The sequence below is a fragment of the Rhizobium sp. LjRoot98 genome (assembly GCF_964252935.1).
GTDB lineage: Bacteria > Pseudomonadota > Alphaproteobacteria > Rhizobiales > Rhizobiaceae > Pararhizobium.
Map to the genome: position 1 here is coordinate 679,283 of NZ_CAXUPW020000001.1, position 19,267 is coordinate 698,549.

At 59.5% G+C, this 19,267-nt stretch carries 16 protein-coding genes; 8 read left to right on the forward strand and 8 right to left on the reverse strand.

Annotated features, from left to right (window positions below; translation table 11 throughout):
- Window position 1 precedes the first annotated feature (1 nt).
- Window positions 2–1,432 (forward strand): FAD-binding oxidoreductase, encoded by a 1,431-nt coding sequence (locus ACSQ3J_RS03380; RefSeq protein ID WP_060504817.1) that lies wholly within the window; start codon window positions 2–4, stop codon window positions 1,430–1,432.
- Between the two features lie 10 nt (window positions 1,433–1,442).
- On the opposite strand, the gene ACSQ3J_RS03385 is transcribed toward ACSQ3J_RS03380, so the two are convergent.
- Entirely contained in the window at window positions 1,443–4,046 is a 2,604-nt protein-coding gene (locus tag ACSQ3J_RS03385; protein WP_060504816.1) for a DUF1217 domain-containing protein, read from the reverse strand.
- A gap of 349 nt (window positions 4,047–4,395) precedes the next feature.
- Between ACSQ3J_RS03385 and ACSQ3J_RS03390 the strand changes: the two genes are divergently transcribed.
- On the forward strand, window positions 4,396–4,962 hold the full coding sequence (locus ACSQ3J_RS03390; RefSeq protein ID WP_060504815.1) for a DUF6101 family protein: 567 nt from the start codon (window positions 4,396–4,398) through the stop codon (window positions 4,960–4,962).
- A gap of 359 nt (window positions 4,963–5,321) precedes the next feature.
- Here the strand turns inward: ACSQ3J_RS03390 and ubiA are convergent, their stop codons facing one another.
- The 3 genes from ubiA to ACSQ3J_RS03405 form a co-directional block, all read right to left on the reverse strand.
- The gene (gene ubiA, locus ACSQ3J_RS03395) at window positions 5,322–6,281 is read right to left on the reverse strand and encodes a 4-hydroxybenzoate octaprenyltransferase (RefSeq protein ID WP_060504814.1); all 960 of its coding nucleotides are present in this window, start codon (window positions 6,279–6,281) and stop codon (window positions 5,322–5,324) included.
- 66 nt (window positions 6,282–6,347) lie between these two features.
- A complete protein-coding gene (locus tag ACSQ3J_RS03400; RefSeq protein WP_060504813.1) occupies window positions 6,348–7,157 on the reverse strand; it encodes a MipA/OmpV family protein in 810 nt (269 codons plus the stop codon).
- 243 nt (window positions 7,158–7,400) lie between these two features.
- Window positions 7,401–8,171 (reverse strand): AraC family transcriptional regulator, encoded by a 771-nt coding sequence (locus ACSQ3J_RS03405; RefSeq protein ID WP_436038646.1) that lies wholly within the window; start codon window positions 8,169–8,171, stop codon window positions 7,401–7,403.
- Window positions 8,172–8,327: 156 nt separating this feature from the next.
- Here ACSQ3J_RS03405 and ACSQ3J_RS03410 point away from each other — a divergent pair, with 156 nt between their 5' ends.
- From ACSQ3J_RS03410 to ACSQ3J_RS03435, 6 genes are all read left to right on the forward strand, one after another.
- Complete coding sequence (locus ACSQ3J_RS03410; protein ID WP_060504811.1) at window positions 8,328–9,527, forward strand: MFS transporter; 1,200 nt, start codon at window positions 8,328–8,330, stop codon at window positions 9,525–9,527.
- Window positions 9,528–9,706: 179 nt separating this feature from the next.
- Complete coding sequence (locus ACSQ3J_RS03415; protein ID WP_060504810.1) at window positions 9,707–10,750, forward strand: polyamine ABC transporter substrate-binding protein; 1,044 nt, start codon at window positions 9,707–9,709, stop codon at window positions 10,748–10,750.
- On the forward strand, window positions 10,747–13,140 hold the full coding sequence (locus ACSQ3J_RS03420) for a putative bifunctional diguanylate cyclase/phosphodiesterase (protein ID WP_082512170.1): 2,394 nt from the start codon (window positions 10,747–10,749) through the stop codon (window positions 13,138–13,140). Before ACSQ3J_RS03415 ends, ACSQ3J_RS03420 begins: the two co-directional genes overlap by 4 nt.
- 96 nt (window positions 13,141–13,236) lie before the next feature.
- The gene (gene purD, locus ACSQ3J_RS03425) at window positions 13,237–14,508 is read left to right on the forward strand and encodes a phosphoribosylamine--glycine ligase (RefSeq protein WP_060504809.1); all 1,272 of its coding nucleotides are present in this window, start codon (window positions 13,237–13,239) and stop codon (window positions 14,506–14,508) included.
- Between the two features lie 176 nt (window positions 14,509–14,684).
- A complete protein-coding gene (locus ACSQ3J_RS03430; protein WP_244482190.1) occupies window positions 14,685–15,200 on the forward strand; it encodes a plant virulence effector HPE1-like domain-containing protein in 516 nt (171 codons plus the stop codon).
- 210 nt (window positions 15,201–15,410) lie between these two features.
- Window positions 15,411–16,082, forward strand: a complete 672-nt coding sequence (locus tag ACSQ3J_RS03435) for a hypothetical protein (protein WP_060504807.1) — start codon at window positions 15,411–15,413, stop codon at window positions 16,080–16,082.
- Window positions 16,083–16,110: 28 nt separating this feature from the next.
- On the opposite strand, the gene ACSQ3J_RS03440 is transcribed toward ACSQ3J_RS03435, so the two are convergent.
- The 4 genes from ACSQ3J_RS03440 to ACSQ3J_RS03455 are packed head-to-tail and all read right to left on the reverse strand — an operon-like array spanning window position 16,111 to window position 19,183.
- On the reverse strand, window positions 16,111–16,599 hold the full coding sequence (locus ACSQ3J_RS03440) for a DUF523 domain-containing protein (RefSeq protein WP_060504806.1): 489 nt from the start codon (window positions 16,597–16,599) through the stop codon (window positions 16,111–16,113).
- A gap of 10 nt (window positions 16,600–16,609) precedes the next feature.
- Window positions 16,610–18,724: a glycine--tRNA ligase subunit beta gene (glyS, locus tag ACSQ3J_RS03445; RefSeq protein ID WP_060504805.1), complete on the reverse strand. Its 2,115-nt coding sequence runs from the start codon at window positions 18,722–18,724 to the stop codon at window positions 16,610–16,612.
- On the reverse strand, window positions 18,724–18,993 hold the full coding sequence (locus tag ACSQ3J_RS03450; RefSeq protein ID WP_244489755.1) for an endonuclease domain-containing protein: 270 nt from the start codon (window positions 18,991–18,993) through the stop codon (window positions 18,724–18,726). Before ACSQ3J_RS03450 ends, glyS begins: the two co-directional genes overlap by 1 nt.
- Window positions 18,994–19,015: 22 nt before the next feature.
- Complete coding sequence (locus tag ACSQ3J_RS03455) at window positions 19,016–19,183, reverse strand: DUF559 domain-containing protein (protein WP_244489756.1); 168 nt, start codon at window positions 19,181–19,183, stop codon at window positions 19,016–19,018.
- Between the last annotated feature and the right edge of the window lie 84 nt (window positions 19,184–19,267).

Sequence of the window (19,267 nt, forward strand, 5' to 3'; positions counted from 1 at the left end):
TATGACCAATGCCCTCCCCTCTGCTGACCTGATCGCCCGCTTCGCTGCCATCGTCGGTGGCGCGAATGCATTGACGGACCAGGCCGACATTGCGCCCTATCTCGTCGAATCCCGCGGCCTCTACACGGGCAATGCCCCGCTGGTGCTCCGGCCCGGCAGTGTCGAAGAGGTCTCGCAAATCCTCAGGCTTGCCAGCGAAACCGGCGTGGCGATCGTGCCGCAGGGCGGCAATACCGGCCATGTGGCAGGGCAAATCCCGCGCACCGGAGCAGCCGATATCGTCCTGTCGCTGCAACGGCTCAACCGCATTCGCGATATCGATCCCGTCGGCAATGTCATCGTCGCTGATGCCGGCTGCATTCTTGCCGATATCCAGAAGGCGGCGGAAGCGCATGACCGGCTGTTTCCGCTGTCGCTCGGCTCAGAGGGCTCCTGCCGGATCGGCGGCAATCTCTCCACCAATGCCGGCGGCACCGCGGTGCTGGCCTATGGCAACATGCGGCAGCTCTGCCTTGGCCTCGAAGTCGTTCTACCGACCGGCGAGATCTGGGACGGGCTGCGGCGGCTGAAGAAGGACAATACCGGCTACGACCTGCGCGACCTGTTCATCGGCGCCGAAGGCACGCTGGGCATCATCACCGGCGCGGTTCTCAAACTGTTTCCACAGCCGCGCGGCCACCAGGTCGCCTTTGCCGGCTTGAAAAGTGTTGGCGATGCACTTGCCTTGTTCGACAAGGCCTCAAGCCTCTGCGGCCCGGCGCTGACCGGTTTTGAACTGATGCCGCGCCTCGGCGTCGAATTCACCGCAAAGCATATTCCCGGCGTCCGCGATCCGATGGAGACGGTTCACGCGTGGTATGCGCTGATCGATATCTCGACCTCGGATTCGGCCGAAAGTGCCGAGCGGATGATGCAGTCACTGCTCGAGACGGAGATTTCCAGCGGCCTCATCGAAAATGCCGTGGTGGCGGCCAGCGAAGCCCAGCGCAAGAGCCTCTGGCATATGCGCGAAAGCATGTCACAGGCGCAGAAGCCGGAGGGTGGGTCGATCAAGCACGACGTATCGGTGCCGGTTTCCAGCATTCCGGCCTTCATGGCGGAGGCCGATGCGGCGGTGATGAAAGCCATTCCGGGGGCCCGCATCTGCTCGTTCGGTCACATGGGCGACGGCAATATCCACTACAACATCTCTCAGCCCGTCGGGGCCAACAAGGATCAGTTCATCGGCCGCTGGCGCGAGATGAACACCATCGTTCATGGCATCGTCCTGAAATACAACGGCTCGATCTCGGCCGAGCACGGTATCGGCCAATTGAAGCGCGATGAACTGGCAGAGGTCCGCTCACCGATCGAGATCGACCTGATGCAGCGGATCAAGCATGCCTTCGATCCCGCCGGGATCATGAACCCCGGCAAGGTGTTGAAGGCCTGAAAGGCCAGGGTCAGAAGCCGCCAAGGCGCAATTGTGACAGGCTGAACAACGTGTCGGCACTGATACCGCCACCGCCGCCCGACAGGATAATCTGGGCGCCGGACATATCGACATTGTTTTCCACGTCATAAAGAGCCGTAAAGCGCAGCAGCAGCTTCTCCAGCTTTTCCGGATCCTGCAGATCCTTCACGTCGAGCACGCGGTTGATATAGGCATATTGGATATCGACATCGGCCGTCGACATGGCTTCCGGGATGCTGAACGTCGTCCGGACGACCTGCATCAGCGCGCTGTCGGCCAGGAGATCGTAGGCCGTGTTGATAGTTGACGCCTGACGGCGGAAATAGAGCGCGAGACGGACGCCTGCGTTTTCCTCGCCCCTTTGCTGCTCAAGGGTCTGGTTGAGGTAGAGATCCTCGGTCTCCAGCAATCCGCGCTTGGTCTGTATGCCAAATTCCGGGCGGACGAGATCGCCCGTATTGCCGAAGTTGTAGGAAGCGACAAGCTCCTTGTAGATCGTCGTGTTCGGCTCGGTATTGATGAAGCTGTTCGGATCGTTCGGATCCGCTTCGAACATCTTGCGCAGATAGTCGGTCGTCACCGTTTCCGGGTCGAGCTTGGCGGCGACAAGAACGAAATCGACCAGCCGGCGGTTGGACAGGAGATCATCGAGCGATTTGATCTTTTCGATTTCGGCGCTGTAATATTTCGATTCCGCAGTCGCCTTGGTCTTTTCATCCTCCGTAGCGAAACGGCTCTTTTCGATGACATAGGATTTGGCAGTGTTGAGGATTTCCGATTCAGCCTGCGCCAGCATCGGCACACCGGCGGACCCGTCCGCATTGAAGTTGAACGCCTTTGCCAGCTGAAGATAACGGTCGTCCTTCAGCGTATAGACATAGCTCTTCGGATCGGTGAGATCGCTGGTCAGCACCTTTTTCATCTTGCGCACGGTGTCGCCCTCGTTTTCGAGGCCGACAGCAGTGAGCGCCAGTTTCATGATCTTGGTGTCGGAGAGCAGGTCGTCAACATTCGAGACAACGCTCATCAGGCTCTTGAAGGACTTGATCAGGCTCGCATCGGCAGCTTCATCGGCGTCGTTGTAACGCACCATGTAGTTGTCCGAGGTCCATTTGGTTTGCGCCGCCGTCTGCGGTTTATCGCCGGCCGCCAATGTACCATCGGTCTGGAAATTGAACGCCGCCCTCAACTCCTTGTAGGCAGCGTTGTATTCCCCCCCCTTTGTGTTCACGAAGCTCGCCGGGTCGTTCGGATCACTCGTGAGAATGCTTTCGAGCGTCGCCACCGTGGTGCTGGACGGCAGGCCGGCAGCCGTGAGGATGTAGGAATACAGCCGGCTGTCGCTCTTGATCTGCGCAACCGTGGTAATGGTCCCGATCGTATCCTCGTAATAGGCCTTGTGCAGCAGGGCGACCGACGTTGTGGCACGCGGCGCCTTGTAGGCGTAGACTTCCTTGGTTGCCTTCCGGCTGTCTTCAGCCTGTGCCGTTCCGCCAGCTGGCACAGAGCCATCCGCCGCGAAATCGTACATCAGGGCCAAATCCTTGAAAACGGCGAGCCGCCCGATCGTGGCAGTACTCTCCGACTGCTTGGTCTTTAAATCGGCGGCGTAGAAGTTTACGCCCTTCATGGTACTGAGCGTGGTCTGACGCTGATCGATCTGCGCCTGCAATGCGGCCCGCTCCGCCTCGGTGAGATCCGGATCGGCCATCTGCGTCCGGAGACCACTGATCTCGGCCTCGACACCGGCATATGCATCGATGTTGCTGGTCATTTCCGGGAAGGCGGCATTGATCGTGGCAATGTTGTTCTGCAGGGTCGTCTTTTCCGCCTGCAGCGTTACCTTGTCCTCGTCCGACGTCTCAGGCAGTGCCATGAGGGCGTCGATCGCCGTTATGCGCGACTGCGACTGAACACGGCTCGACAGGGCGGAAAGAGCCTGATCGGACGAGGCCTTGGTCGCCAGAGCCTCCGTGAGAGCAGGCTCAAATTTTGTATTGAAGTAGCTGTTCGGATCATTGAGATCGCTGACCAGCGCGCCGCGCACGTCTGCAAAATTGAAATACTTCTCGTCAACGCCGAACACCCGGAACGCATAGGATCGTAACCTATCGTTCTGCAGGAACTGATCCACGTTGGTGATCGTGTCCATCATTGTATCGTAGTAGCGCGTCTCCTCGGCCATTTTCGAATCGACGTTGGCGATGGTCTGGTTATACAGGCCGATCAGCGCATCTTCCTGTGCACCACTTTGGACCACCTCGGTCGACTGGGAGAAACTGAACGCCCTGGCGAAATTCTGGTAGCGCTCGTCCGTCAGCATATTGGCGTAGCTGTTGTCGTCGCTGAGGTCGCTCTCCAGCACCTTTCGCATGAAGGCCTTGGCATAAGTCATGTCTTCAAGGCCGTGTGCCTTCATGGCATAGGCATAGAGCCGGTAGTCTCCCAGAAACTCGTCGATCGAGGTGACGTTGCCGATATTGGCCTTGTAATACTCGGTTTCGCGGGCGACCAGCGTCTGCTGCGCCGTGCGCTGAAGGCTCGTCTTCATATCGCGCGTGAGGAGATTATAGTCGATATATGTGGAAACCATTGCCGCTCTGCCGATCGCCTGAAATTGCCCGACGCTAAGGCGCCCGAATGGACGCAAAGCCGCGCAGTGCGGCCATAATCCGCGATACAATCGCTGGTCTTGCTTGCGCGTGGCTTTTCCTCAACCCGGGTGCGCAGGGTCGGGGGATTGGCAAAATTCTGCCGATTTTCTTCAGATTTGAGAAACCCTGCTGCGTCGGCTTTTGCTAACCATCAGGAAATGCAAAGTTTTTTAACTGCGATTTTTAAGTGGTCTCAAACTCGCCCCGCCTATCCTTGGGCCACAGAGGACGAAAAGTCCCGACGAGAAGACCGGGAACCGGCTCTCAAGGAAAACAAGGGCGATTGAAATGCTGAAAACACTTTCACAACCGGCTTGGGTTGAAAACACACTGCGAATGGACCCGAAACGCTTTCCCCAGCAGGCAAGCTACACCTTGCACGGACAGTCCAGCAATGTCACCATAAGCTTGGACGAACGTGGAGCGGTGCTGCGCAAGGTTCTGCCATCCAGCGGCCTGCCACTGTCGATCGCGCTACCGGCACGCGCTTTCAAAGGTGTGGCGGCCCGCGCGATAGACCATGGAGACGGAGAAGTAACCGTGACGCTAGAACTGCATCATGACGACCCGGATCTCTGCATCCCGCTTCTGGTCGCCCACGATCTTGCCGACATTGCCGCCGACTGGCGCACGTGGTCGGAAGCCTACCGGATTCCCATGCTGATGGTCGAAGCAGACGGCGTCGCCCGCCCGTTGGAAGATCATCTCGGTGAAGTCCGCACCCGCGATATCAAGCCGCGCCGCCGTCACTCGCTGTTCAACGATCGCCGCCCGCGCTTCCTGATGCGCCGCGCGACTGGCAGTCTGGGTGTCAACATGAAGATCGGCGGCCGCGAAATCATCGCCCGCAACTGATTTTCGACACATTCTCCAAGCCTTCCTCCAGTGCAAAAGACCGGCTGACCCTGCGGCCGGTTTTTTGTTTGTGTTTTCAGCCTCTTAATCGAGCCTTTGGAAAACCTTGGAAGCGCCTTTTTGATGCCACAGGCAGCTAGCACATTGCCGGCACGAGAAGGAGACAGACCATGCGCACATTCGTTCTTGCGGCCATTGCCGCCTTTTCCGCACGTTTTGCCAAGACAAAGAAGAACCGCGACGAGAAACTGAGCTGGGCTTGAGTTTTCAAAGCTCGCTGGCCTTGCGCTTCAAAGCGCGGCGCGATTGACCGTTTTACTGCGGTGGACCCCTGCCCTCCGGCCATCCGGAGGGCTTTTTTATGCCAACCGGACCAGTAGCGCCGCGCAAAGACCAACAAAGAGAATCAGTCCGACAACATTGTTGAACTTGAACAGGGCCAGGCACTGTGCGGCATCGTGAATGTCGAGCACGAGGATCTGGTAAAACAGCAGGATCGCTGCAACCAGCAGGCCGATATAGGCCAACAGCCCCGCCCCCGCGAGCGCAAACGAGACAAACAACAACAGGATCGTCAGCCCATAAAGGCCAAACAGCCATGGCCGCGGGTGATCACCGAACCGCCGCGCCGTCGAGCGAACGCCGATCAGCTCGTCATCCTCCTTGTCCTGATAGGCATAGATCGTGTCGTAGCCGACCGTCCATGCGATGGCTGCAGCATAAAGCATGATCGATGCCCATGTGATCGTCCCGAACTCCGCCGACCAGCCCATGATCGCGCCCCAGGAAAAGGCGAGCCCGAGGAAGAACTGCGGCCAGTCGGTAAACCGCTTGGCGAACGGATAGATGGCGACGAAGACCAGCGAGAAGACGCCAAGGAAAATGGAAAATCCGTTGAACTGCAACAGCACGATCAAACCGGCAAGCGCTTGCAATACCATGAAGATCTTGGCCTGAAGCCGTGTGACACGGCCCGACGGCAATGGCCGCGAGCGAGTGCGCGCCACTTCCATGTCGATGTCGTGGTCGACAATATCGTTATAGGTACAGCCGGCACCGCGCATGGCGACAGCGCCGATGAAGAACAACAGAAGATGAAGGGCGAAGCGGCCGGGCGAAAACGTGCTGAGCGCCGCGGCCGCATTGGCAGCCAGCGCTGCCGACCAGAAGCAGGGCCACATCAGCAATTGCCAGCCGATCGGCCTGTCCCAGCGGGCAAGCTGCGCATAGGGCCAGAGCGGCCTTGGCAGCACGCGATAAACCCAGTTGTTGGACGGCGCATCAAAGACGCGCCCGGAATCGGCTGGACGTGTGTTCATACCGTTTGTTTGCAGCGCAAGCGGTCCGCGGTCAAGCCGACAGACCGCCGCACGGCAAGCGAACGGCTATTCCAGCGTGAAATCGAAACGGTAGGTGGCGGACAGGCCGAACAGGAGCTGGTTGCGGCTGCCACCTTCCTTGACGAGGCTTGAATCCGCCGCCGGGCCCATCAGCCGCTTGTATTCGGCAAAGGCGCTGGTTTCGAGTTTTTCGGTCGCTTGCCACGTAATCGCCGCACCCGCTCCAATCGAATTCAGGCCACCGGATGGCGTATATTTCGAATAGCTTGACTTGGCCGCCTCCGATGAACTGACGCCATAATAAGCATCGAAATAGTCGCTTGTCGCAGCCGACAGGCGCGGACCGGCGGAGACGCGGACATTGCTGCTGACGTCAACGAAACCATCGGCGGCAACATCCGCGACCAGACCGTGATGGCTGCGGATACCCTGGCGCAACTCCGCGCGGATGCGCAGCCAGTCGGTTGGATAGACTTCGGCGAAACCGCCGAGTTCGCCGCCAAACTTCACGGGATCGAGCCCCTTGAGGTCGGACGAAGTATCCTCGTCCCGGTCAAAGATCAGCTTGCCGACGACACCGGCGCGAAACGCTCCCTTGTCGACGAAGGCGAAGGCCGGATTGTCGTTGCGCGACGAAAACCGCACCGTGCTGCCGGCCCGGCCGAGCGAAATCAGAGGCGCAGCCTGGAAAAGGCGATCGGATGAGCCGTCATATTTGGGGCCGATGAAGCCGGTGGCGCCGACTTTCAGGTACCAGTCCCCGGACCAGAAATGCTGGCGCTCCTGCGCCTGGGCGGAAACGGAAGCGGCAAGAAACAGCCCGGCGGAAAGGGCAAACAAGGATCGGTTGAACACGTTGGAACTCCAGACAAAAAACGGTTCGTTCCGGGCCTTATAGGCGCCGCCTCACTACCATCTCGTTAACCAGGAGATTTCAGCCTTTGTTTTCCATACGGGACGGTGATTTCAAGGCAATATCTATATTTTACAATACCTTATAAAAATCCAGCACTACACGCTCGACAGATTTTCCGATATTCGACCGCAGATTACGGCGAATTGGAAACGTATTTTCACTCGAAAGCGGCAGGGCGGATATCACGCCATCCGTGACTTCAGATAGGTACTGGGTGAACTGCCCAGCATCCGCCGGAACATCGTGGTGAACGCGGCGATATTTTCATAACCGGCATCGAGCGCAACATTGGTCACCGGTTCTCCCTCGGCCAGACGCGGCAGCGAGGCAAAAATGCAGGCCTGCTGGCGCCAGGTGACGAAACTGACGCCGGTTTCGGCACGAAACAACCGGGTGAAGGAGCGGCGGCTCATTCCTAGGCCACTCGCCCATTCGTCAATACCGGCATTGGCGTCGGGTGACTGCAGAAAATGCCGGCACAGGCGCCCCAGCCGCGCGTCAACCGGGAACGGCAGGCCAAGCGGCCGCTCCGGCAGTTGGCTGATTTCGTCCAGCAAAAGCTCGATGATCAGCCGTTTGCGGCGCGGGGTCAGTGGTTTTTCGTCCGATAGCACCAATTCTTCCATCAGGCTGGAGGCGAGTGGCGTCACTTCCAGAACGCGCGGCTGCTCGGCAGAAATCACCGAAGGGTCGGCGTAAATAGAGTGCATCTCGACATCGCTGATCATCTCGCTGAAATGCTCGAGGCCGGCAGGGATGAGCAAACCGTGACCGGGCGGGATCATCCAGCGCCCGCCTGCGGTATTGACCAGAACCACCCCCCGGCGGGCACACCAGAGCTGTGTCTTGGTATGGCTGTGCGGCAGCCCCCGGGAGCCGGCCGGATAATGTCGCCCAAGCGCCGTAATGGGATCGTCATTCAGGTCGATCCACAAAAGGTTCGCGCGATGCATATCATCGCCTGCAGGATCCCCCGATTTCACGTCGTTCTTCTGCATTTGGCCCACTCTCGAAAGAATGCGACCAGAGCACAAAAGCAGGCCATACTCAAGCGATGTAGAGACAACGCATATTCGTGTTTACACTATCCGTCCGGCGAGGAAGACAGCATGGCGAGCATCACATCACCTACAGGCATCAGCCCGGAAAAGACTGCGGTTTCCGTCATCGTGGCCGTCAGCTTCTGCCATATGCTGAACGATATCATGCAGTCGCTGCTCACCTCGCTCTATCCGCTGCTGAAGGAAAACTATGCGCTCGATTTCGTACAGATCGGCCTTCTGACCTTCGCATTCCAGGTCACCGCATCGCTGCTGCAACCCGCCGTCGGTGTCGTCACCGATCGCTGGCCGATGCCATTTTCGCTTCCGGCGGCGATGCTGTCGACCTGCGCCGGCCTGATCACGCTTGCCAATGCCCATCATTTCTATGTTCTGGTCCTCGGCGCTTGCCTGATCGGCATCGGCTCGGCGATCTTCCATCCGGAAGCATCGCGCGTCGCGCGGTTGGCCTCTGGCGGACGCCACGGCCTTGCCCAGTCGCTGTTCCAGGTCGGCGGCAATACCGGCACGGCAATCGGGCCGTTGCTCGCCGCCTTCATCGTCATTCCGCAGGGCCAGGGCAGCCTCAGCTGGTTCTCCGTCGTTGCATTGACCGGCTTCATGGTGCTGTCCTGGGTGAGTGTCTGGTATACCCGTCATCGCCGCAGCTCGGCCGGCCGCAAGCCGGTCAGCCGGACGCTGCCATTGCCGCGCAACCAGGTTATCTGGACCCTGATCGTTCTCGTCATCCTGACCGCGACGAAGAACGCCTATCTCTCCAGCCTGTCCAGCTACTTCACCTTCTTCACCATCGAGAAGTTCGGTGTTGGCGTTCAGGAAGCGCAGATGCTGCTGTTCCTGTTCCTTGGCGCATCGGCTGCCGGTGTGATCTTCGGCGGACCGATCGGCGACCGTTTTGGCGCTCGCTTCGTTATCTGGTTCTCTATCCTCGGCGTCATCCCCTTCGCGCTGCTTTTGCCCTATGCCAACCTGTTCTGGACGGCGGCGCTGGTGATCATCATTGGCTTCATCTTCTCCTCGGCGTTCTCGGCCATCGTGGTCTTTGCGCAGGAACTGGTGCCCGGCCGCGTCGGTCTGATCGCCGGCATGTTCTTCGGCTTTGCCTTCGGCTTCGGCGGCATCGGCGCTGCAGTCCTCGGTATCTTCGCAGATCGCAACGGCATCGAGTTCGTCTATAAGCTCTGCTCCTACATGCCGCTGCTGGGCCTCTTGACGATCTTCCTGCCGAAGCTTCCAAGCCACCGGTAACTCGACAACCCGACGAGGGGCGGCAAGTCCCTCGCCGGGTCGCAGCGACATGCCCTGCTCCGGCAAAGCATTCGGAGCGGTGGCATCCCGGCCAAACTGCAACCCAGCGCATCTCATTGTAAGTATTCGTCAAGCATTGAACGCTAAGGTTCACCCTGGGGACTATCGGGGTAAATTCAATGCGCAAAACGTTCGTTGCAGTTTCTACTGCGCTCGGCGTATCGATCGCGTCAGCGCCCGCACATGCGGAAACGCTGAACCTGTTGATCTGGGAATCCTATATCGATCAGAAGATCCTCGATCGCTGGACCGAAAAGACCGGCGTTGGGGTGCATCAGGTCTATTATGATAGCGGCGATGCGCGCGACGAGGTGCTTTCGGATCCCGGCAGCAATATCGATATTGCCGTGATCGGCGAAAACGGAGCAGAGCTGTTTGGCAAGCGTGGCGTGCTCGAGCCGTTGTCAGACAAGAACGTCGCCTCGATGAAGGATTACAAGCCCGCCTGGACGTCCCGCTGCGCCGGCTATGCCATGCCCTATCTCTGGGGCACGATGGGCATCGTCTACCGCTCGGACATGGTCAAGACCACGCCGACGTCGTGGAACGACCTGATGTCGCCGGATCCGGCCCTGACAAAACATATCGCCATGTATGACGATCACAACGAGGCCTTTGTTGCGCCGCTGTCCATGCTGGGCAAATCCATCAACGCCAATGACAACGAGACGCTGAAAGCGGCCTTTGAGGTCATGAAGAAGCAGGCGCCCTTCGTTCTCACCTACGATTATGTGATCACCTCGATCCAGAGCCCTGAAAACGGCAAGAATATCTACATGGCGCTTGCCTATAGCGGCGATCAGCACGTGCTCAACGACAAGGCAGGCACGCCCGGCGTCTGGCGCTACGCGGTGCCGAAGGAAGGCACCCTTTCCTGGCTCGATTGCATGGCCGTCACCGCTGCCTCGCCGCGCAAGGCGCTCGCGCTGCAGCTGGTCGACTTTATTGGCTCGCCGCAAAGTGCTGCTGATAACGCCGCCGCCTTGACGATGCCCACCGCCAGCGAAAAGGCGCTTGAACTCATCCCCGCCGAGATGCGGTCCAACCAGGAAATATATCCGCCGGCCGACATCCTGGCCAAGAGCCAGTACCAGAAGGAACTGTCGATCCAATCGATACAGACGCGCCGCCGCATCATCAGCTCGATGGCAAACTTCCAGTGACACTTGGCAAACGCGCGTTTTTCCTGATCTTTCCGGTCGTTCTGGCGGGTTATCTGCTGGCTGCCCTTTCGGTCTATTTTGTTCAGGGACACTCTGTTCTGGCTTTGGAGCGGACACGGCTTTCGCAACAGCTCGACCACATGGCCGCGCTGTTTCGCAACGAGGTCAGCCAGAGCCGGAGCTTTCTCTATTCGATCCTGGAAGGCAACGCCGTCCGCCTGTTCGTGTCGGAACCGGACGAGGCCTACCGCAACAATGCGCTTGGCCTGCGGCTACAGCAGAGTGTGCGCTCGCTGTCTGACGATCCGAAGAAATTCATCTCCTTCGCGATTCTCAATCCCGACCTGACGCCCGGCTATTATTTCGAGAACAGCGATGATCCGTTCGCGGAGATCGGCGCGCCGCAGTTTGCCCTGGCCAGCCGGCTTGCCGGTGGCAGCCAGTTGCGGGATTGGACTTTTCTGCACGATGCCGAGACACGCCAGCTGATCGTCTATTCGGAGTTTATCGATCCCATAACCTTCAGCCGCCCGCTGCCAAGCGCCAAGGCAGACGCGCTTCTGGTGCAAGTGGCGATCGAGCCGACACAGTTCCTCGGCATGCAGCGCGCATTGCAGAACGAGTATGAAACAGAACTCAATTTCGAGACCGCGCCACAGCTGCAACCGCCTGGCGACCTTTCCGCATCCGTCCGGATGGCGCCATCCCTGTTTGCAACGCTGACCGTGCCGCCATCCCACGGATCCGGCAATATGGGCCAATTGAAACTGCTCCTGATCTTTGGCGCACTGGTGATGAGCTTTATCTCCGTCGGGCTGATGATCGCGTTGATCCGCCGGTTCATCACCAACCCGATCTCGGCTCTTGATCGTCAGGTGACCAAGGTGATGAGCGGTGAAAACGAAGGCATCAAGGAAACCGGCGCCGAGGGCGAAATCGGCCGGTTGACCGGCAATATCAAGCAATTGCACGATCAGTCGCAGCGGGCATTGAAACTGGTGCAGCAGACGTCCTGGACCGATACGCTGACCGGCATCAGCAATCGCGCTCATTTCAACATGCTGGCTGCGGATGTCATCCAACAGGTCTCGACGCAGGGTGGCCATTGCAGTCTTCTCTTCATTGACATCGACCACTTCAAGTTCGTCAACGACAAGTATGGCCATGAGGTCGGCGACGACCTGTTGAAGACGCTAGCGCTGCGGATCGAGGCTGCTATCAGCGTGATCGCAGCGCGGCGGCAGATGACACCGGCCGTTTTTGCCCGCCTGTCCGGCGACGAATTTGCTGTTCTCATACAATCAAAGCCGGGAGACGGCACCATCCGGGAAATGTGTGCGGCGATCCTTGCCTTGTTTTCAAACGGTTTCGAAGTGCGCGGGAAATATTATCCGGTCACCGCCAGCATCGGCGTCGCCATCTGCCCGACGGATGCCACCAACCTTGCCGAATTGATCTCCAATGCCGACGCGGCGATGTATCAGGCCAAGACCAACGGCAAGAACCGTTCCTCGCGCTTCTCGCGGGCGCTTCAGGACAAGCGCGACCGCATCCGCCATATTCAGGAGGAGTTGCAACAGGTCGATCCCGACGAGCAGTTCCATCTGGTCTACATGCCGATCGTCAATACCGGCGGCAAGGTAATCGGTTGCGAGGCCCTGTTGCGCTGGGTCTCGCCAATGCTTGGCAACGTCACGCCCGACGAATTCGTCCCGATCGCCGAAAGCACCGGCCTTTTCACCAAAATCGACTGGTGGGTGATCAACCGGGCGATGTCGGAACACAACCGGCTGAAACAGCTGTTCGGACCGGAAACCATTCTTGCGATCAACATCTCGTCGGCGGAACTGCATTCCAAGTCGATCAGCGATTATTTCTGCGACTGCCTTGCCCGGCATGGGCTGGATGCGCGCACCATCGAGATCGAACTGACGGAAACCTATGCCGTCAAGCTTGGCGACCAGGTGCACCGGAACATCGAGACCCTGCGCGAACGGGGCTTCCGTATCTCCATCGATGATTTCGGCGCCGGTTATACCTCCGTGCAGCAGATCATCGAATATACCGCCGACACCATCAAACTCGACCGGGCACTGGTGCAAAACCTTGCCAACGAGGAATCCCTGCCGGCCCTGAAGGCAATGATTGCCCTCTGCCACGCGCAGAACATGGCCGTGGTTGGCGAAGGGGTGGATACGCCCGAAAAGCTCGCGATGCTGACGGCGGCCGGCTGCGATCATTTTCAGGGCTACCTGATCAGCAAGCCACTGGTACCCGCAGACCTTGCCATCTGGGCACTGAAGCAGACGGTGAAAATGGCCGCTTGTGCCAACGATGGCATCGCCTTCACTGACGCCAGCCTCCTCGCCGAAGCCTCAAGCCTCCCCTGAAACGCCGGTATCGCGATCCTTGCAGAGATTTCGCCTTGACCTTGGGGCGCCCTCGCCTTAACCGCACCTCAACACTGCGGATTGCGGGAGTAGGCGATGAAAGTTCTGTTGATCGGATCGGGCGGGCGTGAACATGCGCTGGCATGGAAGCTAAGACAATCGCCACGCCTGACGGCACTCTATGCCGCTCCCGGCAATCCGGGCATCGCCGAAGAGGCAACGCTTGTCGATATCGATACCGCGGATAACGCCGCCGTTCTGGATTTCTGCCGCACGGAAACAATCGATTTTGTCGTCGTCGGCCCGGAAGCGCCACTCGTTGCGGGTCTTGCCGATACTTTGCGCGACGCTGGCATCGCTGTCTTCGGCCCGTCTGCGGCCGCCGCGCAACTGGAAGGCTCCAAGGGTTTTACCAAGGACATCTGCGCCAAATACAACATCCCGACCGGCGCCTATCAGCGCTTCACGTCGGCGGAACCGGCCAAGGCCTATATTCGCGAGCAGGGCGCGCCCATCGTCATCAAGGCCGACGGGCTGGCTGCGGGCAAGGGCGTCACCGTTGCCATGACACTCGACGAGGCGCTTGACGCCGTCGACAGCTGCTTTTCCGGCGCCTTCGGCGCAGCTGGAGCCGAGGTGGTGGTGGAAGCTTACCTTGACGGCGAGGAAGCCAGCTTCTTCTGCCTTTGCGATGGCAAGACGGCTCTGGCTCTGGCGTCAGCGCAGGATCACAAGCGCGTCGGCGATGGCGACACCGGCCCGAACACCGGCGGCATGGGCGCCTATTCGCCAGCCCCCGTGATGACGCCTGATATGGTCGAGCGCACCATGCGCGAGATCATCGAACCGACGATTTCAGGCATGGCCGATAGCGGCCACCCTTTCACCGGCGTGCTGTTTGCCGGCCTGATGATCACCGCCAAAGGCCCGGAACTGATCGAATACAATGTCCGCTTCGGCGATCCGGAATGCCAGGTTCTGATGATGCGGCTGAAAAGCGATCTCCTGCCGCTGCTCCATGCTGCCGCCACCGGCACGCTCGCCACCGTCAGCGCCGAATGGCGCGACGAGGCGGCGCTGACCGTGGTCATGGCCTCGAAGGGATATCCGGCTGCCTACGAGAAGAACACGCCCATAGCCGCAATCCCGCAGGCGGACGCCGGAACCAAGGTGTTCCATGCCGGAACAGCGCTGAAGGACGGGCAACTGGTTGCCACTGGCGGCCGTGTGCTCAACGTTACAGCGATGGGCGGCAGCGTCAGCGCGGCAAAAGACAAGGCCTATGCGGCGCTTGATAAGGTGGAGTGGGACAACGGCTTTTGCCGCCGCGACATCGGCTGGCAGGCGGTCGAGCGCGAAAAGGTCTGAGCGGCCACGGCGCTCCAATCGCGGGAGTCATTCAATTTTTACCAATTCTCCTGACGGGAACGTAACGGAGAACGGCTATTTTCCCTGACTGAATAAGTGCTACTGCGACCCTTGCGCGTCATGATTGACCCGCGGCGCCGTAGCGATTTCAGAGGAGAAAGCCGATGCGCGCCCTTTTGTTCACGCTCACCAGCCTGGTAGCAGCCAGCACAGCCGGCGCATCTTCGCTCGAAAACATCATCTCCGGCAAAAATATCGACAAGAGTATTTCGCAGCTTTCCTGTGATCAGTGCCCGCCATTGGTGGTCAAGAAGAAAACCAGCTACGTCGTTCCGGACATGGTGCCGGGGACTGACCGGGTCGAGTTGAAGGAAATCAACGGTGAAATGAAACTGGTTCGTACTGAAGCCTGGCTTGGCGGCTCGCCGGTCGTCTTCATCAGCAAGGCGACGGATGCAGACATCAAGCAGGCTCAAGCTCAAAAGCCCGCTGCAGGCGATCTGGCGAAGGCCGCAACGGTGGACGCGCCGCCTGTGGAAGCCCAGGCAACGGCCACTCTTGAGATCGTCGATATGGCTGCGAAAACTGCCTCTCTCGACATGGGATCGCCGGCTGCAATGACAGCAGTCACGCCGCAAGACAGTCGATCACAAGAAGTTGATCTGGAAAATTTCCAACTTCGGCTAAAATAACCGTGAAGTTCCTGTCCCTGCCCTAACCAGCCGCACGCAAGAAGGTTGACCGGGTATTCGCCCTCCAGGCGAAAGATTGCGTCCCTGAGAGAAGCAGGGGCGCAATTTTTTGTGGGGTACCCTTCTACCTGCTGCACTTGACATTCCCGGGCTTGATCCGGTCTGCTGGCACTGCGGCCACGTCCTGTAACATGGTCCAGCGGGGATAGTATGGACGTCTTCAACATCGCCAAATCCATCGAGAAGTTCATCTTCGAGCTTCTGATGTGGCTGATCTTTTATCCCTACACGCTGTTTAGGGTCATCTTCCAGCCCGGCTACATGCTCGAATATGCACGGCAGGAAACCGTCAGGGACGAGGATGTGTCGTTCGACAGCGGCATGAAGCCGTCGATCTTCCTATTTCTGTCGATCGTCATTGCCGCCTTTTTCGCTCCGCTCGCGCCGGCCGATCTTGCAACGATCAAGGGCAGCCAGACAGGACAATACATCACCCAGTCCTGGATCAATCTCCTGTTCTTCCGGATGGCGGTTTTTTCGATCTTCCCGATCACCTTCGCCCTGATCTACGATCTGATCACACCCGGGCAGGTGACCCGCAATAGCCTGAAAATACCATTCAACCAGCAATGCTATATCTGCGCGCCATTTACGCTGGTCACATCGCTGAGCTTCATTCTCTACCCGCATACCGGCAACATCGCCTATCTGGTGGCATTGATTGCCGCCCAGATCTGGCTACTCGTATCAAACTTCTTTTTCTTCAGGGGGCAAGTCGGGAAATCGAGCGGGACCTCGGCGGCGCTAACGGTCTTAGCCTTTATCGTCTCCTGGATCGCCTTCCTTGGCATCACCACTCTCACCCTCGACTATAAGGGTTGAGCAGGCCAGGCAATTTTCGGGATCGCGTTCACGCGCCGGCGGCGGCCACCAGTTCATCGACCTGCCGGTCGGAAAACACCTGGATACCGTTCTGCCGCAGCAGCGCAGCCGTAACACCCTCGCCCTTCAGGCGGCGGCCGGTAAAACTGCCGTCATAGATGAAGCCCGAGCCGCAGGACGGGCTACCGTCGATCAACAGAGCATAAGAGCAGCCGGCCTCACGAGCCAGTGCAAGCGCGTTTTCAGCGGCTTGACGAAATGCATCCGTGACATCACCGCCATGGCTTTCCAGCACGCGCGCCGCCCCGGACAGGACGTCGGCACCTACTCTTCCCGCCGCAATCTCCGCCGGCAGACGCGGCACGGGCATGCCCGCCGACATCTCCGGACAGATCGTCACCAGCCGCCCCTCCTCGCGCCAACGGTCGAGCGCCGGATGCACAAGCGGCTTGGCCTGCCCGTCATAGCGGACGGCATGGCCCATGAGACAGGCACTGACGAGGATTTTTGCCCTCATCGCCCCCCTCTCAGCCCGAAATCTTCGAGAAATCCGCAACTGTTCCGGTCGCCGCGCGGATCAAGCCGAGCAGGGCAAGACGATTGGCGCGGATGGCCGGGTCGTCATCATTGACGAGGACGTCGGCGAAGAATTCGTCGACCGGGCCGCGCAGCTTCGACAAGGCCTCCATGGCCGAGCGGAAGTCTTCGCTGGCGATGGCAGCGCTTGCCTCGGCGGAGGCTTGCGTTACGGCGGCATAGAGCGCCTTTTCGGCATCAAGCTTCAAGAGAGCCGGATCGACGGTTGCAGCGACCTGCGTGCCCTTCTTTTCTTCCGCTGCCAGGAGCTGCGTGGCGCGCTTGGCGCCGGCGAGCAGGTTGAGCCCCTCTTCCGAGGTGACGAAGGCCGTCAGCGCTTCGACGCGGCGGGCGACCATCAGCAGGTCGTCGGCATCCGGGGTCAGAACGGCATCGATCAGGTCATGGCGGGCGCCGAGATCGCGAAGGTAGACTTTCAGGCGGTCGTGGAAGAAGGAGACGAGGTCGCCATCCTTCACAACCGCGGAAAGCGGCAGGCGCGCCTTCCGCTCCAGCAATACCCGCACGACACCCAATGCCGCGCGGCGCAGCGCATAGGGATCCTTCGAGCCTGTCGGCTTCTCGTCGATGGCCCAGAAGCCGATCAGGGTGTCGAGCTTGTCCGCAAGCGCGACCGTCAGGCCAACGGCATCGGCGGGAAGACGATCGGACGGGCCTTGCGGCTTCCAGTGGTCTTCAATCGCGGCAGCGACGGAGGCGTCTTCGCCCTGCAGGACGGCATATTTGCGGCCCATGATGCCCTGAAGCTCGGGGAATTCGCCGACGGCTTCGGTGCGCAGGTCGGCTTTCGCCAGCACCACGGCGCGGTCGACGAGAGCTGCGTCTGCACCAGTGACCTTGGCCAGTTCGGCGGCCAGTGTGCGGATGCGCTGGACGCGTTCGCCCTGCGAGCCGAGCTTGGCATGGAAGGTGACGTTTAGTGCGTCGAGCTTGGCCATGCGCTGGTCGAGCGGCTTCTTCAGGTCCAGATCGAATTTTGCCGCCGACGCTTCCAGCGTTTCGAGGTCCGGCAGGTTGCCCTGGTCGCGGGTCCAGAAGTGCTTGGCGTCCGAAAGACGCGCGCGAACAACCTTGCCGTTGCCGTGGATGATTTCCTTGCCGCCGTCCTTGGCCTCGATATTGGCGACGAGGATGAACTTGTTCGACAGGGTTTCCTCGCCCGGCCGGCGGGTGACGAAACACTTCTGGTTGGTCTTGATGGTGAGCCGGATGATTTCCGACGGGATCGCTAGATAATCCTCCTCGAAGGCGCCCATCAGCACCTGCGGCCATTCGACGAGACCGGAGACTTCCTCCAGCAGCGCCTCGTCCTCGACGAGTTCGAGGCCGCTGGCAAAGGCGATATTGGCGGCGTCGGCAGCGATGATCTGCTTGCGGCGCTCGGCATCGAGGATGACCTTGGCCTTTTCCAGCTTCTCGATGTAATCGGCAAAGCGGCGCACGGTGATGGCTTCCGGCGCGTGGAAACGGTGTCCATAGGTGACGTTGGAGGCAACGATGCCATCGACCTCGAACGGGATGACATGGGTTTCCTCATGTTCGGGGCCGAACAGGCAGACGATCGTCTGCAGCGGCCGCACCCAGCGCAACGAACCAGGCTTGGCTGAAGCTGCACCCCAACGCATCGGGTTGCCCCAGGGGAACGTGCGGATGATGCCGGGCATCACCTCGGCAATGATCTCTTCTGCCGGACGGCCAGGCTTGACGATGTGGGCAACATAGAAATCGCCCTTCTTCGGGTCGCTATGGACATGCGCCTGATCGATTGATGTGAGACCGGCACCGCGCAAAAAGCCTTCGATGGCCTTTTCATTGGCATCGGTGCGCGGGCCCTTTCGGTCTTCGCGCACATCGGCGGAGCGGGTGTTCAAACCACGGATATCGAGCGTCAGCCGGCGCGGCGTCCAGTATTCCCTGGCGCCCTCATAGGTCAGCCCCGCCTCGACCAGCGCATCGGTCAAGAGCTTCTTCAGATCACCGGCAGCCTTGCGCTGCATACGGGCCGGGATTTCCTCGGAGCGGAGTTCAAGCAGAAGATCGGGCATCAGATTTCTTCCTCACCCTCTCCTCGATGGAGAGGGGCGGCACGACGTGCCGGGGTGGGGTGAAAATGGTTGGCTTCTGCTAGCAAAATTTGACGTTGCTGCACAATGGCAAAAATCGTGTCGAGCACCGCATTGAGGTCCTCAAAGACATCGGAATTCCAGAAGCGAAGCACATGATAACCTTCGTTCTCCAGAAAAGCGGTTCTTCTTTCGTCTCGCTGGAGCCCAGCATCAGATGCGTGCTGGCTTCCGTCGAGCTCAATGATCAAGCCGATCTGATGGCATGCGAAATCAGCAAAAATACGGACCGATGGGGACCTGACGGCGGAAATGGGTTCCTTCGAGCGGAATGCGTTCGAGATGGCGCCAGAGTTTTATCTCGGCACCCGTCGCGCCATTGCGCAGGCGACGGCTGTTGGCAATTCTGAAGCGATCCAGTTTTGACGGTGGCTTTGTCATGCGCTTCTCCTCCCGCCTAGATTGAAGAGAAGCATGCCGGATGGCAACACCCTCCCCTTGAGGGGGAGGGTCGGCGCGAAGCGA